This window comes from Sphingopyxis sp. A083, assembly GCF_001468495.1.
GTDB lineage: Bacteria > Pseudomonadota > Alphaproteobacteria > Sphingomonadales > Sphingomonadaceae > Sphingopyxis > Sphingopyxis terrae.
In genome coordinates this window covers 179,847-192,858 of the sequence record NZ_LNSK01000003.1, presented here as the reverse complement: position 1 = coordinate 192,858, position 13,012 = coordinate 179,847, and the positions used below count along the sequence as shown (strand labels likewise).

General features: G+C 65.1%; 11 protein-coding genes. 5 read left to right on the top strand and 6 right to left on the bottom strand.

Going from position 1 to position 13,012, the window contains the following annotated elements; all coding sequences use genetic code 11:
* Nucleotides 1-34 precede the first annotated feature (34 nt).
* The 3 genes from cysS (at nucleotide 35) to ATE59_RS08260 (ending at nucleotide 3,413) form a co-directional block, all read left to right on the top strand.
* A complete protein-coding gene (gene cysS, locus ATE59_RS08270; RefSeq protein ID WP_058812150.1) occupies nucleotides 35-1,510 on the top strand; it encodes a cysteine--tRNA ligase in 1,476 nt (491 codons plus the stop codon).
* A gap of 108 nt (nucleotides 1,511-1,618) precedes the next feature.
* Entirely contained in the window at nucleotides 1,619-2,578 is a 960-nt protein-coding gene (locus tag ATE59_RS08265; protein ID WP_003039200.1) for a D-2-hydroxyacid dehydrogenase, read from the top strand.
* Between the two features lie 73 nt (nucleotides 2,579-2,651).
* Nucleotides 2,652-3,413 carry a haloacid dehalogenase type II gene (locus tag ATE59_RS08260; protein WP_058812009.1) on the top strand — a complete coding sequence of 254 codons (762 nt, stop codon included), beginning with the start codon at nucleotides 2,652-2,654 and terminating at the stop codon, nucleotides 3,411-3,413.
* Here ATE59_RS08260 and ATE59_RS08255 read toward each other — a convergent pair.
* From ATE59_RS08255 to pyk, 6 genes are all read right to left on the bottom strand, one after another.
* Nucleotides 3,410-4,258 carry a metallophosphoesterase gene (locus tag ATE59_RS08255; protein WP_058812008.1) on the bottom strand — a complete coding sequence of 283 codons (849 nt, stop codon included), beginning with the start codon at nucleotides 4,256-4,258 and terminating at the stop codon, nucleotides 3,410-3,412. The genes ATE59_RS08260 and ATE59_RS08255 overlap by 4 nt on opposite strands.
* A 38-nt stretch (nucleotides 4,259-4,296) precedes the next feature.
* Nucleotides 4,297-6,234 carry a cytochrome c3 family protein gene (locus tag ATE59_RS08250; RefSeq protein ID WP_058812007.1) on the bottom strand — a complete coding sequence of 646 codons (1,938 nt, stop codon included), beginning with the start codon at nucleotides 6,232-6,234 and terminating at the stop codon, nucleotides 4,297-4,299.
* A 10-nt stretch (nucleotides 6,235-6,244) separates the two neighbouring features.
* Complete coding sequence (locus tag ATE59_RS08245) at nucleotides 6,245-7,138, bottom strand: hypothetical protein (protein WP_231737214.1); 894 nt, start codon at nucleotides 7,136-7,138, stop codon at nucleotides 6,245-6,247.
* On the bottom strand, nucleotides 7,138-9,573 hold the full coding sequence (locus tag ATE59_RS08240; RefSeq protein ID WP_058812005.1) for a cyclic nucleotide-binding domain-containing protein: 2,436 nt from the start codon (nucleotides 9,571-9,573) through the stop codon (nucleotides 7,138-7,140). Before ATE59_RS08240 ends, ATE59_RS08245 begins: the two co-directional genes overlap by 1 nt.
* A 254-nt stretch (nucleotides 9,574-9,827) precedes the next feature.
* On the bottom strand, nucleotides 9,828-10,601 hold the full coding sequence (locus ATE59_RS08235; RefSeq protein WP_003039216.1) for an arginyltransferase: 774 nt from the start codon (nucleotides 10,599-10,601) through the stop codon (nucleotides 9,828-9,830).
* 205 nt (nucleotides 10,602-10,806) lie between these two features.
* Nucleotides 10,807-12,261 carry a pyruvate kinase gene (gene pyk, locus ATE59_RS08230; protein ID WP_003039219.1) on the bottom strand — a complete coding sequence of 485 codons (1,455 nt, stop codon included), beginning with the start codon at nucleotides 12,259-12,261 and terminating at the stop codon, nucleotides 10,807-10,809.
* A gap of 113 nt (nucleotides 12,262-12,374) precedes the next feature.
* Between pyk and ATE59_RS08225 the strand changes: the two genes are divergently transcribed.
* Complete coding sequence (locus ATE59_RS08225; RefSeq protein WP_058812004.1) at nucleotides 12,375-12,695, top strand: DUF1244 domain-containing protein; 321 nt, start codon at nucleotides 12,375-12,377, stop codon at nucleotides 12,693-12,695.
* A 63-nt stretch (nucleotides 12,696-12,758) separates the two neighbouring features.
* Nucleotides 12,759-13,001, top strand: a complete 243-nt coding sequence (locus ATE59_RS08220; protein WP_003039223.1) for a DUF2312 domain-containing protein — start codon at nucleotides 12,759-12,761, stop codon at nucleotides 12,999-13,001.
* Nucleotides 13,002-13,012: the final 11 nt, after the last annotated feature.

Genomic DNA, 13,012 nt, shown 5'->3' with positions numbered 1-13,012 from the left:
ACGCCGACGGGCGGGCCGGGGCATGGGCGCGGTCATGACCGATACCCCCGCCCCCGCTTCCGGCGCACCGCTGCGGCTGTTCAACAGCCTGACGCGCCAGTTGGAGCCCTTCGCGCCCGTCCACCCCGGCGAAGCGCGCGTCTATTCGTGCGGGCCGACAGTCTATAATTATCCGCATATCGGCAACATGCGCGCTTATGTTTTCGCCGACACGCTGGGCCGGACGCTGACCTACAAGGGCTACAAGCTCACCCACGTCATCAACATCACCGACGTCGGCCACCTGACCGACGACGCCGATGCGGGCGAGGACAAGCTGGAAAAGGCGGCGGCCGAACGCGCCCAGTCGATCTGGGACATCGCGCGCCATTATACCGAGGCTTATTGGGCCGACATCAAGGCGCTGAACATCCGCCAACCAGCGCATTGGTCGATCGCCACCGACTATGTGCCGCAGATGATCGACTTCGCGAAGGCGATCGCGGACAAGCATTGTTACGAGCTTGCTGAGGGGCTGTATTTCGACACGACCACCGTCCCTGACTATGGCACACTTGCTGGGCGACACATGCTCGACAAGATCGAGTTCGAGGAATCCGCGCACATGCGGATCAGCGAAGTAGAGGGGAAACGCCACTGGGCCGATTTTGCGATCTGGCGCAAGACGCCGCCGGGCGAGACGCGCCAGATGGAATGGGATTCGCCCTGGGGGCGCGGCGCGCCGGGCTGGCACCTCGAGTGTTCGGTAATGTCGGAGGCGCTGCTCGGCTTTCCGTTCGACATTCACACCGGCGGCATCGACCATCGCGAAATCCATCATCCCAACGAAATCGCCCAGAACCAGGCGCATAGCTGCTCGGCCGACAGCGGCGCGCGGATGTGGATGCACAATAATTTCCTCGTCGAACGCAGCGGCAAGATGTCCAAGAGTTCGGGCGAATTCCTGCGTCTGCAACTGCTGATCGACAAGGGCTACCACCCCCTCGCCTACCGCCTGATGTGCCTGCAGGCGCATTATCGCAGTGAGCTGGAATTTTCGTGGGAGGGTTTGGGCGCGGCGCTCACACGGCTCAAACGGCTGGTGATGGGCGTCGCTCCCGTGCGCGACATTCCCGCCGCAGCGGTCGAAGATCGCCGACTGACCGACCTGCTCGGAAAGTTCGACGCCGCCATCTCGGACGACCTCAACACCTCGGTCGCGTTGACGCTGCTCGAAGACGTCATCGCGATGAAAAGGATCGACGCCGGACAAAAGCGCGCCGCGATCGGGACCATCGACGGCGTTCTGGGCATCAGTCTTCTGGACGTGCTGCGCGGAGATCTGCGCATCCGCCCCAAAGCGGCGGCCATCACGTACGAGGAAATCGAAACCGCCCTCGCCCGCCGCAAGGAAGCGCGCGCGGCAAAGGATTTCGCCACGTCCGACAAGCTCCGCGACGAATTGATCGCCGCGGGCGTCGAGGTGATGGACGGCGATCCGCTCGGTTGGGACTGGCGGCTGGAAAATTAAGTTCCCCTCCCGCTTGCGGGAGGGGTTAGGGGTGGGCATGAAGGGCCCGCCCGCAGTGCAGGACTGGCCCACCCCCGGCCCCTCCCGCAAGCGGGAGGGGAGATTTTTATGACCAAGACCGTCACCGTCCTGTCCGGCCTGATCCGCCCGCTGGTCGAAGGCCGCCTGCCCGATTGGGTCGAGCCGCGCTTCTTCACGACGAAGGACGAGGCGATGGCGATGGCGCCCGAGGCCGAGATCGGCTGGTTCGATATGTACGACAAGGACGACATGGCGGAAACGATCACCGCCGCGACGCGGCTGAAATGGCTCAACTCCATCTATGCCGGGGTCGATGGCATGCCGCTCGATCTGCTCGCGGAGCGCGGGACGGTCGTCACCAACGGCGCCGGGATCAACGCGATCACCATCGCCGAATATGTCGTGATGGGAATGCTGACCGTGGCCAAGGGCTATCGTGAGGTCGTGCGGGCGCAGGATCGCCGCGAATGGCTGATGGATTCGCCGGGCAAGGTCGAACTGTTCGGATCGAAGGCGCTGCTGCTCGGCTATGGCGCGATCGGCAAGCTGATCGAGGAGCGGCTGAAGGGCTTCGCGGTCGATGTGACCATCGTGCGCCGGTCGCCCCCTAAAGACTCAGGCGACCCCAACACGCTGACGCCGGACCAGTGGCGCGCGAAACTGGGCGACTTCGACTGGGTGATTCTGGCGGTTCCGGCGACGCCCGAAACCGATGGCATGATCGGCGCCGCCGAACTTGCCGCGATGAAGCCGACCGCCACGCTCGTCAACATCGCCCGCGGCAGCGTGGTCGATCAGGATGCGCTGGTCGCGGCGCTCGACGCGAAGCAGATCGCCGCCGCCTTCCTCGACGTGACGACCCCCGAGCCGCTGCCCGCCGACGATGCGTTGTGGAGCCTCGACAACGCGCATGTCACGATGCACCTGTCGGGCCGCGCGCAGGACAAGATGTTCGTCCGCTCGGCGCAGCGCTTCCTCGAAAATCTGGATCGCTGGCACAAGGGTGAAGCGGTCGAACCGCAGGTCGACCTGACCCTGGGTTATTGATCGCCCGCGCCGTCACCTTTCGATCCTTTCGCGCGAATGGGAAGAGGCCTCTCCCATCGTGCAAAGGATTGCCATGTTTCCCCTTCTTCCTCGCCGTACGTTGCTGATCGGCGCCGCGGCTTCGACCGTTGCGGCCGCCCTTCCCGCGCGCGCCGCAGCCGCCGCGCCGATCCGCGCGATCGGCTTCGACGGTTTTCCGATATTCGATCCGCGCGGCGTTGCGGCGCGCGTCAAAGCCATCGTGGGTGACAAGGGAGAGGCCTTTGCGGCCCAATGGTCGGCTAAGCTGTTCGGCTATAGCTGGCTTGAAACCGCCGCCGGCCGTTACCGCGATTTCCGCACGACCGCCGGCGCAGCGCTGCGGCACACCGCCGCAGCGATGCAGGTAACGCTGAGCGACGCCGAACGCGCGGCGCTTGTCGGCGCTTACGATGCACTCGACGTCTGGCCCGATGTTCGTCCGGCGCTCGAAACGCTGCGCGGCGCCGGAATTCGACTTGCCTTTCTGTCGAACCTCGGCGCCGACTCGCTCACCGCCAATATGCGGCGCAACGACATCGCCCATTATTTCGACCCGCCGCTGAGTACCGACCGCGTGAGCGCCTTCAAACCGTCGCCCAAGGCCTATGCGATGGCGCTCGACGCGTGGGACATTCCGCGCGAACAGATCGGCTTTGCGGCGTTCGGCGGGTGGGATGCGGTGGGCGCGACCTGGTTCGGCTATCGCACCGCCTGGGTCAATCGCTTCGGCGTCCCCGCCGAACCGCTGGGCGTCGAACCGGCGATCACGAGCCGGGGGATCGAGGGCGTGCTTGCCCTTGCCGGTCTCGCCTAAGCCGGCCTTTCCGCCTTCAGCTCGCGCACCAGCGGCTGCAGCCGCGCGTCATATTTAGCGAGCATCGTGTGCGCGCCGGCATGGTCATAAAAGCTGACGAGCTCACGGCCGTTCCAGCGATGGAGCGCATAGGCCGGATCTTCGGCCACGATCATCGGGCGGTCGTCGGGATGATTTTCGTCGATAGGGCGCAGGTCGAGCGACACTTGCGGCGCGGTCGACGAACAGATCGCGACCGTTCGCCCCTCCCACGCCACGGTAACGCTGCGATGCAAATGGCCGCATATCAGGCCGCGAACATGGGGATGGCCGCGCACGACATCGGTGAAGCGATGCACCCATGGTTCGTCGGGATGGGTGTTCATCCACTCGATGCCGCTCTCGACCGGCGGATGATGCATGACGATATAGGTCGGCTTGGCAGTATCGCGGCCGAGCTCGGCGTCGAGCCATGCGGCGCGCGCGTCGCAAAAGGCGCCGCCGTGGCGCCCTTCCTCCAGCGTGTCGATCGTGACCAGCCGCACGTCGGGCAATTCGATCGCATATTGCACGAAACCCTTGCCGTCGTCGAAGCCCGGAAACTGCGCGTGGAAATTGTCGCGCAAATCATGGTTGCCGACGCTCGGCCAGACCGGAAAGGGGCAGCGCGAAAAGGCGGTGGCGAGCCGGCGATAGCTGTCGGCATCGCCGCGATCGGTGATATCGCCGGTCGCGAGCAACAGGTCGGGCCGGTTCGGGCCCTCGATGAGCACGTCGAGCACATCGTCGAGCCGCTTGCGGTTATATTCGGCCGGATTGTCCGGATCGAACCCGATATGGATATCGGTGATCTGGGCGATCAGCATATCCGTCCCCTGCTCGGCCTCTGGCGGCCTTCAATATCTCACCCGCCCCGCCTTGCCCCGTGCAAGGAAGGTGTGCGCCACGTCACATCATAAAGGCCCCGCCCCTCGGTGCCTGTGATCAGGCTCACATCATAGATAGCAGCCAGAGGTTTATGCGTGATTGCCGCGCTGTTAACCTTCCGCTGACGGGCGGGCATCCAGGGTTTGCCGCCGTCCGAATGATATTCGTGGCACATGGCGCACGGCGATTCGGTCGCGGTCTCGACCTTCACCAGCCGCGCGCCGCCCTCGCCCACATGGCAGTCGCGGCACTGGCGCAGCCCCGGCACCAGCAGGTCGCTGGCCGCCTTCGAACCCGGCGCGGCGGCATGGCAGTCGGCGCATTTCGTCGCCTTGTGCGCATCGTGATCGAACCAGCCCTTTTCCAGATAGCGCGGGGTCTGATTCACCGCCATCACCCGCCAATTGTTGCCCGATACGGGGGCGAAAATGGTGTGGCAGTCGTAACAGGCCCCGCCCTTGGAAAAGACCGCGCGCACCGCATCGGCGGCGCGATTGGGCCGCACCGCGACCTCGCGGAAATAGATATTGTAAAGCTGACCCTCGGCATATTGGCCGGGCCGCCGCCGTTCCATGCCGCCGAGTTGCAGCGGCCGGCTCGGCGGGGTCGAGCGATAATAGGCGTAGAGGTCCGCCACGACCTGATCGGGCTCGCCATGACGCAGCGTCCGGGTAACGCCGCCGACGGTTTCGAAGGCCAGGCTGTGGCACATCGCACAGTCGCGTTCCATCACGACAGGTTTGATCCGCACCCCGTCGGCATCGGGGCGGTGGCAATTCTGACATTCGAGCTTCTTGCCGAAATCATATTGGCCGCGGAAACTTGCCGCCATCCGCGCCACCCCGCCGTTGGCGGCCAGATGGACGTCGTGCGGAAATTTCAGGCCGTCATAATCGACCAGCGGCCCCGTGCCGGGCATCGCGCGCGCCGGTTTGGCGCCCGGCGCCGCGCGGACGAGTGGGCGGAATTCGGGATGCGCGGTGCCGAAATCGCCGGCATCGGCGACATCGACCTTGAACCCCGCCGCCTTGAGCCGCGAAGCCATGCCATCGTGGCAATCGGCGCAGAATTTTTGCGGTGTCGGCGGCATCGGCCCCGCGCCCTCATGTTCGGTATGGCATTCGACGCAGCGCCCCTGCGGCTTGTTGAACGCCTTGGCGAAGCCGGCGAGGACTTTCTCGCCGACACCCGGCGGGTGCCGTGCGGCGAGCAGCATCGCGGTCGAGGCATCGGCATGGCTCGCGCTCATCGCCTTATGCTCGCCCGTGTGGCATCCGACGCACGCCTTGTCGGTTACTGCGACGAAGGCATCGACATGGCAGGCCTGGCAATCATTCTTCAGGCTGGCGTGCGCGCTCGACAGCGGCCCCGACAGCCACGCCTTGTCGGCATGATAGCCCTGCGGCCGGACATCGACGCTGCGATAGCTGTGCCAGGCCCAGATCGGCCCGACCAGAAAGGCGAGCAGCACGACCAGCGCAAAGGCCCAGGCGCCCATGCGGCGCCCCGGCATTACCGCGGCGAGCGAAAAGGCCCGGGCCTCGTCGACATCCTTCGACGATTGCGACAGTTCGTCGATCCGCTCGACGAGAAGGATGATATTCTCCCCTTCGCGCGCGATCGTCAGCCGGTGGCCGCCAAAGCGCAGTTCGGCCCCCGCCGCGCTGTCGATGTCGGCGATGTCGAGCGTCCGGCCGTTGAGGTCGAACCCCAGCCCCTCGCTCGCCTGCACCCGCACATGGCGGCCGTCGGCGCTGCTGATCGTCGCATGCTGCGGGTTCACCGCCAGATCGGCGACGTGGATCGTGTTGCCGCCGTCGCGGCCCAGCGTGATGCTGGCACCGGGCAGCGGCTGATCGCGAACGATCTGCTTGCCCGTCTTGGTCGTCGATATGCGGCGCAGGATGAAGCTCATGATCCCCGCCTCACCAATAGAAGAAGACGCTGATGATATGCGCCGACAGCGCCGCGATCAGCGCGAAGGTCAGCGGCACATGCACATAGAGCCAGATCTCCAGCATCGCCCGGATGCGCAAATGCGCGCGCAGACGCGCCAGTGCGGCTTCCTTTTGCGAAAGCAGTCCGATGACCTTCTGCCGCGCGTCGGCGTTACCGCCGTGCGCGAGCGACAGCGCGCGCAGCGCCACCGCCGTCGCGTCCTTCGGATAGCGCCCGGTCAGCCGCGCCCTGATGCCCCCCGCGAAGGGATCTTCGTCGAGCGAGGCGAGCACCGGCGCCGTGTCCTCCGGCGACAGCGGCTGCGCGGCGGCGTGCAACTGGCGGTCGAAGGCGCGGATCGCCTCCAGCATCTGCATCTGCGTCATCTCGTCGCGATTGTTCGACAGCGCCGCGGGCAGCGTCGCATAGACGATGACGCCATAAAGCCCCGACAATATGACTAGCATCATCAGCGCCCAAGCGAGCGTATGGACGTTCCAGCCGAGCTGGAAACCCGTGTGCCAGGTGCCGATGACGAGCAGGCTCAGCCCCAGATAGACATGCGCCGACGTCCACGCCTTCAGCGACCAGGCGTCGCGCGTCATCTTGCGCTTGCGATAGCCGAGCGCGGTGAGCCAGAGGATCAGCAGCGCGCCGATGGTGCCGAGCGTATAGCCGTACCAGCTTCCGCCATTGGGGCGCGGCGTCACGTCGATCAGCGCATAGGAGGTGATGACGAGCAGGCAGAGGCCGCCCGAAATCTTCGCCCAGCGGAAATTGGCGTAGCGCAGAAAGCCCTCATGCTTGCGCTCGCGGACGCGTTCGGTCTGCGTGGCTCGGTTGCGGCGGCCCAAAAGCCTTCTGGGAAACAGACTCGCCATCAGCCCGCATCCTCCTCGAGCCGCGCGATCGACAGAAACTCCTCGGGCGACACGCGGATCGCGGCCCCGGTCGGACAGGCGCGAACGCAGGCCGGCCCGCCGGCAATGCCCTTGCACATGTCGCACTTCACCGCGATTTTCTTGGGCTTTTCGTCGCCGAGCTTTTTCTTGGTCCATTTGGGCGACGGTTCGCCCGGCCCCGGCCCCTTGCCGAAGAGCAGCCAGCTAAGCAGCCCCGGCTTCGGCGGCGGCGCGGCCTCCATCCGGATCACGCCATAGGGGCAGTTGCGCATGCAGTTGCCGCAGCCGATGCAACCCGGCTCCATGAACACCTCGCCGTCGGGGCCGCGGTGGATCACGTTCGGCGGGCAGTCGGCCATGCAGTGCGGATGTTCGCAGTGGCGGCAGCTTGTCGGTACATGCAGATGCGCGAAGGTCTTGCCCGCCTCGCGGTCGAGCCGCGACAGTCCCTCGTGGCTGTCGGCGCAGGCCTTTTCGCAATTGTCGCAGCCGACGCACAGATTTTCGTCGATCAGCAGCGCGTCGGTCGCCTCGCCCAGCCCCTCCTTCATAATGAAGCTGGCGGTGTCCGAATAAAGGTCGACCGCGCTCGAATAGCTCGCCTTGCGCGATTCGATGAAGGCGTTCATCGCCGCGCGTTCGGCGACCGCCGCCTCGGTGGCGGCGCGCACCTGCGGCCGCGCGGCGAGCATCTTGCGAAAGCTTTCGCCGGTCAGCTTGATGACCTCGCTGCCGACCGCGGCCTTGACCGTCGCATTGCGCGGCTCGCCGCTGAGCACGCCCATCTCGCCGAAATAGCTGCCAGCGGGCAGATAGCGTAGGAAGATCGGCTTGCCGCCGATATCCTTTTCGACGACCATCGAGCCTGACCGGATGACATAGACATCGTCGCCCTGCTCGCCTTCGGTCACGACCACCTTGCCCGCGGGCACGCGCACGACCTCGGCCTGGTCGACGACCTCCTGCAGATCATCGACGATCAGGCCGCCCTTGAAGATTTGCAGCAACTGGCGTTCGAGCGAGATGCGGTTGATGACGCGCTTCGCTCCTGGCACCGCGGCCATCAGCTTGAGCGCGGCGGTGCGCGATACCTCGACGAAGATGCTGTCCTCGCCGGCGCGGATCGTCGCACCGCGCTTGCGGCCCGAGATCAGCCCGACCTCGCCGAAAATCGACCCCTGTTCGATCGGCACCGTGACACCGGGCGCCACTTCCACCTCGGCGTGACCGTCGGCGATCGCAAACAGCGACGATCCCGGCTCGCCCTTTTCGAACACCACCTCGCCGCGGCGATAGAAGGCGACCTTCGAATCGAGCATGAATTCGCGCATCTGCAGCGGCGACACATCGGCGAAGATGCGAACCCGCGTCCGCAGATAGTCGAGCCATTCGCTGACCGATTTCTTCTGCGGCAAATCGGCAAAGATCGCCGCCAGATCCTTTTCGTCGGCCGGGGTCAGCGCGCTGTTGCCGTTGATGAACTCGACGACGTCATAGCCCTGGTTCATGCAATGCTTGATCAGCGGATAGCCCGCGAGCGCGCCGATCACGAAAATGCCCGGAACGGTCGATTCAAAGGTTGGGGACAATTTGGGAAAGGCTTCGCGGTCCGGGCCGGTGAATTCGATCCCCATCGATTCGACGAAGCCGCGCGGCGCGACCGACCCCAGCCGCGCGACGATCACGTCGCATTCGATCCGCTCGTCGCCGTTCGGCGTTTCCAGCGTCAGCCAGCCGGGCTCGACCAGCTTGGGCTGCGTTTCGGTGCGGATCGACAGAAAGCCGTTCTCGCCCGCCTCCATCATGTCGGAGACATTCTTCGCCTTGGCGCGCGCGAAATCCTTCGACCGGTTCAGAATGGTGACGGTGTTTTCGAGCGCTTCCTCGGCGACGCCGAGCGCATTTTCGATCCCCGCATCGCCCGATCCGACGACCGTAATATGCTGGTTCTTGAAATCCTCGGGATCGTCGACCTGATAGATGATGTGCGGCAGATCATATCCGTCGCAGCGCAGGCGATTGGGATTGCCCTGCGTGCCGATGGCGAGGACGATATTTTCTGCCGCGATCACCGTGCCCTTGGCGGTCTTGATCGAAAAGGCGCCCTTCTGCCCCGATACCTCGACGACCTCCGCCTGATAGGCGACATTGACCCCGTTGTTCGCGGCATCCTGATCCCAATTGCCCAGGATCGTTTCGCGCGCGCCCTCGGCGAAACGGCAGTCGGACCGCAAATCGAGCCGTTCGGGCGTCGCAAGGACGCGCTTGCCTTTCTGATATTTGAAGATCGTATCCGAAAGATGGTCGGTCTTTTCCAGCAGCACATGCGCCAGCCCGAGCTGCGCCGCGCGCGCCGCCGCGCTCAGGCCGGCGGGCCCCGATCCGATGATCGCGACCTTGACCGCGTCGCTCATGCGCGATGGCTCCGCGACCCGTCGTCGCGCCCGTCGCCGTCGCTGCAGATGACCATGCGCACCAGCATCCCTTCCCCCTCTCGCCGGCCCCATTTGGCGATCAATTTACGGATGCGACCCGGACTTATGTCCTGGAAGGCGTAGCTATGCCCTTGAATGCGGGAAAAGGTCAATGCGGGAAAAGGTCGACCGGCGACGCGCGCACCGCGGCCGGCGAACATGATATTGAAGCGCTAAAGACGCGTCTCTGCCGGTCAGGCGATCTCGAACATCGCCGCAATGCGATCGGACGCCACCGGCTCGCACCGCGTCCAGCCCTCCGGCCCCAGCTTTTCCAGCGGGCGGAAGCGCGCCTTATACGCCATGCGGGCCGATCCTTCGATCCAATAGCCCAGATAGACATAGGGCAGCCCCGCCTTGGACGCGCGACGGATATGGTCGGCGATGATGAAGGTGCCCAGCCCCTCGCGCAGCGGATGGGCGGCATCGAAGAAGCTGTAGATCATCGACAGGCCGTCGCCCTGACGGTCGGTCAGGCAGCAGCCGACGAGCCGGCCGCGCGAACCATCGGTCGTCGGCTCGCGATATTCGATCATATAGCTGTCGACCGGAGTTTGCTCGACCATGTCGGCAAAATCCTGTTCGTCCATATCGGCCATGCCGCCATCGGGGTGGCGCGCGCCGAGATAGGATCGCAGCAGCGCATATTGCTCCTCGGTCGCCCAGGGTTTGCACGCCGTGACGACCAGATCGGCATTGCGGCGGATCGTCCGCTTCTGCGATCCGCTCGGCTTGAACTCGCCTGCACAGACGCGCACCGACACACAGGCGGTGCAATCGGCGCAGCTTGGGCGATAGGCGACCGACTGGCTACGGCGAAAGCCGATCCGGCCGAGCGCATCGTTCAGCTCATTGGCATTATTGCCGCTCAGTTCGGTGAAAACCTTGCGCTCGGTCTTGCCGGCCAGATAGGGGCACGGCGCCGGGCTGGTCACGAAAAAGCGCGGAAAACGGAACGGTGCGGACACGCGGGCTCAACCTCCGGATTTGCAGAAGCGCCCCCACCGCGGTGCGCCGTCGCCTTCGTTCCAGCGACTATGCCGCGCACGGTCAATGGTGCAAAGTCCATTTACCATTTTAAAGCGTCTCGAACTGAATCAGCGCGAAAATTTTCTGAATCCGCCGCTAACTCTTGTCTCGATTTGAATCGACTCGGCCGCGCCGGCGTCCGGTTCAGCTATAGCCGCGCAGTTCGTCGCCGGTCAGCGTCGCGACGTGCAGCACATTGGTCGAACCCGGCGTCCCGAAGGGCACCCCCGCCATCATCACCAGCTTGGCCCCCGCCTTGCCGATGCCGTGGCGTAGCGCCATGCGCTTACCCTTGGCGATCATCTCCTCGAAGCTGCCGATATCCTTGGTCGGCACCGCATGCGCCCCCCACAGCAGCCCCATGCGCCGCGCCGCATCGCGCTTCGGGGTCAGCACGAGCAAGGGCGCATTCGGCCGCTCGCGCGCGACGCGGCGCGCGGTCGATCCCGATGCGGTGAAACAGATGATCGCATCGGCGGCGATCGTCTCGATGATGCTGCCCGCGGCCTCGGCCAGCGCATCGGCGGTGGTCGCATCGGGCTGCGTCTCGGTGAAGTGCAGCCGCCGATAATAGTCGGGATCGCTTTCGACCGAGCGCGCGATCGAATCCATCATCGTCACCGCTTCGACCGGCCACGCCCCTGCCGCCGTTTCCGCCGACAGCATGATCGCGTCGGCGCCGTCATAGATGGCGGTCGCGACGTCGGACACTTCGGCGCGGGTCGGCGTCGGCGAGACGATCATCGATTCGAGCATCTGGGTCGCGACCACGACCGGCTTGCCCATCCGCCGCGCCGCCGCAACGATCCGCTTTTGCAGCGGCGGCACCGCCTCGGGCGGCAATTCGACGCCCAGGTCGCCGCGCGCGACCATCGCCGCGTCGGCGATCTCCAATATTTCCTCCAGCCGCGCGACCCCGGCGGGCTTTTCGAATTTGACGAGCAGCGCCGCCTTGCCGCCGATCAGCCGCCGCGCCTCGGCAACATCCTCGGGCCGCTGGACGAAGGACAGCGCGATCCAGTCGACATGCTGGTCGAGCGCGAAGGCAAGGTCGCGGCGATCCTTTTCGGTCAGCGCGGCGAGCGGCACGACCACGTCGGGGACGTTGACGCCCTTGCGGTCCGAAATCTTGCCGCCGACCTCGACCAGCGTCTCGATCCGGTCGGGGGCGACGCTCTTGACGCGCAGCACCAGCTTGCCGTCATCGACCAGCAGGCGCGTTTCGGGTTCGAGCGCGGCGAACAGTTCGGGATGCGGAAGGTGGACGCGGCTGGCATCACCCGGCGCCTTGTCGGTATCGAGAACGAAGGTGGCGCCTGTCGCCAGTTCGGCTGGCCCGTCGCGAAAGGTGCCCACGCGCAGCTTCGGCCCCTGCAGGTCGACCAGGATCGTCGTGGGCCGCCCCGTTTCCTTTTCCAGCGCGCGGATCGCCGCGATGACCTTGGCGTGGCCTTCATGGTCGCCATGGCTCATGTTGACGCGAAAGGCGTCGGCGCCGGCGCGGTGCAGTGCGGCAATCATTTCGGCATTGGCGCTCGCGGGACCGAGCGTGGCAAGAATACGCACCTTGCGCTGGCGGGGGGTAAAGCTCTGGACCACGATTGCTCCGCTTGTCTCTTGATCTACAATATCGCTACGGCCGCGTGGCATGGCGCGTTGCCTGCCGAAGCGCAACCGCCGTATAGCTATTCATCCACAGACCGGAGAATGTCATGTCGTGCAGCGATGACCAACCGATGACCGCCGACCCCCTCGACAGCATCGACGATGCCGTCGCCGCCGCGGCCTTCCGCCGCCTTGTCCGCCTGCTCCGCCACCGCAGCGACGCGGCGAATATCGACCTGATGGGCCTCGCGGGTTTTTGCCGCAACTGCCTCGGCGACTGGATCGCCGAAGCGGGCGACCTCGACAAGGAAAGCGCCCGCGCCATCGTCCACGGCATGCCGACCGCCGAATGGAAGGCGCGCTTTCACGTTGCCGTCACCCCTCAGCAGCTTGCCCGCATGGAAGAAAGCATGGCCAAGAATCCCTGACCCCGCTAATCGGACGCCCGAGGCGATTCTCGCCACAACCATTCCTATCCATCGGAGCATAAAATGAGCGAAGCCACGACTGCCGACGAACAACTGCGCCTTTTCATCGAGCGCATCGAGCGGCTGGAAGAAGAGAAAAAGGGCATCGCCGACGATATTCGCGACGTGTATCTGGAATCGAAGTCGCAGGGCTATGATCCCAAGATCATGCGCCAGATCGTGCGACTGCGTAAAATGCCGGTCCATGACCGCAAGGAAATGGAAGCGATCCTCGACGTTTACAAATCGGCGCTCGGCATCGTCTGAGCCCGCCCCCA

Coding starts and splice junctions, on each gene's coding strand:
- ATE59_RS08220 (WP_003039223.1), top strand. CDS start 12,759: ATGAGCGAAGCCACGACTGCCGACGAACAACTGCGCCTTTTCATCGAG.
- ATE59_RS08255 (WP_058812008.1), bottom strand. CDS start 4,258: ATGCTGATCGCCCAGATCACCGATATCCATATCGGGTTCGATCCGGAC.
- cysS (WP_058812150.1), top strand. CDS start 35: ATGACCGATACCCCCGCCCCCGCTTCCGGCGCACCGCTGCGGCTGTTC.
- ATE59_RS08265 (WP_003039200.1), top strand. CDS start 1,619: ATGACCAAGACCGTCACCGTCCTGTCCGGCCTGATCCGCCCGCTGGTC.
- ATE59_RS08225 (WP_058812004.1), top strand. CDS start 12,375: ATGTCGTGCAGCGATGACCAACCGATGACCGCCGACCCCCTCGACAGC.
- ATE59_RS08240 (WP_058812005.1), bottom strand. CDS start 9,573: ATGAGCGACGCGGTCAAGGTCGCGATCATCGGATCGGGGCCCGCCGGC.
- ATE59_RS08245 (WP_231737214.1), bottom strand. CDS start 7,138: ATGGCGAGTCTGTTTCCCAGAAGGCTTTTGGGCCGCCGCAACCGAGCC.
- ATE59_RS08260 (WP_058812009.1), top strand. CDS start 2,652: ATGTTTCCCCTTCTTCCTCGCCGTACGTTGCTGATCGGCGCCGCGGCT.
- ATE59_RS08250 (WP_058812007.1), bottom strand. CDS start 6,234: ATGAGCTTCATCCTGCGCCGCATATCGACGACCAAGACGGGCAAGCAG.